The following is a 1,539-nucleotide window of genomic DNA, read 5'->3' on the forward strand; positions in this document are numbered from 1 at the left end:
CGAGCGCGGGGCGCCCGCCGGTGAGGCGGTGCAGGCCCGCGGTGAAGCGCGGATCGGGCAGGCTGCCGGGGAAGCGGTCGGCGACCAGCTGCCGGAGGCCGTCCTCGCTGAGCAGCCGGACGGCGACGGTGTCCCCGCCGGGCACGGCCGCGTGCTCCCCGGTGGCGAGCACGGACCGCACCAGCAGCATCGGCGCCTGCTGCAGCCGGTGTTCCATGGCTTCGAGCCAGGCTTTCGAACCGGGGTCCGCCCACTGGGCGTCGTCGACGGCGATCAGCAGCGGCCCCTGGCTGGCGACGCCCACGAAATCGCCGCACAGGGTCGGGATGGACCGCTCGGCCGAGGCGCGGCCGCAGGACCGCGGCCCGCCGTCGAGCCGGCAGTCGGCGTCGGCGATGTCGGCGAAGAGCCGGTTGATGACGCCGCGGTGCACGGCCGATTCCCCGGGCGAGCAGGAGGCGAAGGCGGTGATCACGCCGGCCACCCTGGCTTCCCGCACGGCGGCGGCGAGCAACGCGCTGCGCCCCGCCCCGCGCGGCCCGACGACGGTCACCTGACCCGACCGCCCGGCCAGCACCCCGCGAATCCCCCGGCGCAGCACGGCGATCTCGTCTTCCCGCTCGACCAGCCGCGTTTCGGCGGTGCGGCGCGAGCGGTCGTCCCGCTCCCCGAGCCAGGGAACGGTCAGCACGGGCGCGGGTGCGCCGGCGGTGGTCACGCCGACGGTGTCCGCGGAGGGCAGGACAAGTGCGACCGGCCACGCGGATCCGGCACTCCCTGGTCCGGGCACCACCATCACCCTCCGCCCCACAGCGGCTGCTTTCTGTCACTCCCCCGGCGGTGTACCGGAAGGTGACGTGGCTCTCCAGCCTAAGACGACCAATGTTGGTTTAACAAGCCCAGCACCTTCGTTTTGTCTGCGGTTGGCCCCTGCCGACAACGCACTACCCACGAAGACCCAGAAATCCCTACATTAAGGCAAAGTGACTTGACACCCCGCCGGGGCCGTGGGTGAAGGTGACTCGACACCCCGCCCGACCGGTTTCGAGGCCGCGAACATGAAAAACTCCCACGATCGCCGCCGCGCGAAGCTCGGATCAGCCGCCCTGTCGTTCGGCGGGTGGGGCGACTACGAGGTGTGGGCGGCACATGGATTCACACCCAAACCCAACTCGGACCCGGCACAGGCCCCGAAGGACGACGAGGAAGGGGCGGGGAAGGCCGCCGGCGACGCGACCCGGACCAGCGATGGCGACTCGGGCGGCGGTGCACGCGCCGGCAGGCGCCGAACCGGCGAGGGCGATGGCACGAACCGAACCGGCGCCCGCGAGGCTGCACTCGCCGCCGGGAACGCAAGCCGCGCCCGCCCCGGCCAGACTACCGGCAACCGCGACACCACGCACCCCGCGAGCAAGACCTCCCCCACCGCCGAGCCGCGCCCCGGCAAGCCCGCCGACCCCGCCGCGGACGACCGCACCCGCGGCCGCCGATCCGCCACCCTGGGCACCCGCACCGAAGACACCACCCGCGACCGCCCCC

2 protein-coding genes are annotated in these 1,539 nt (G+C 73.7%); one reads left to right on the forward strand and one right to left on the reverse strand.

Annotation, left to right across the window (positions count from 1 at the left end):
• Positions 1 to 718, reverse strand: a 718-nt coding sequence (locus G3I65_RS54885) for an ATP-binding protein (protein WP_160704416.1), incomplete at its 3' end; no start/stop codon positions are given.
• 289 nt (positions 719 to 1,007) lie between these two features.
• Between G3I65_RS54885 and G3I65_RS54890 the strand changes: the two genes are divergently transcribed.
• Positions 1,008 to 1,539, forward strand: a 532-nt coding sequence (locus tag G3I65_RS54890) for a hypothetical protein (protein ID WP_203612768.1), incomplete at its 3' end; no start/stop codon positions are given.

It is taken from the genome of Amycolatopsis sp. SID8362, from assembly GCF_010550475.1.
GTDB lineage: Bacteria > Actinomycetota > Actinomycetes > Mycobacteriales > Pseudonocardiaceae > Amycolatopsis > Amycolatopsis eburnea.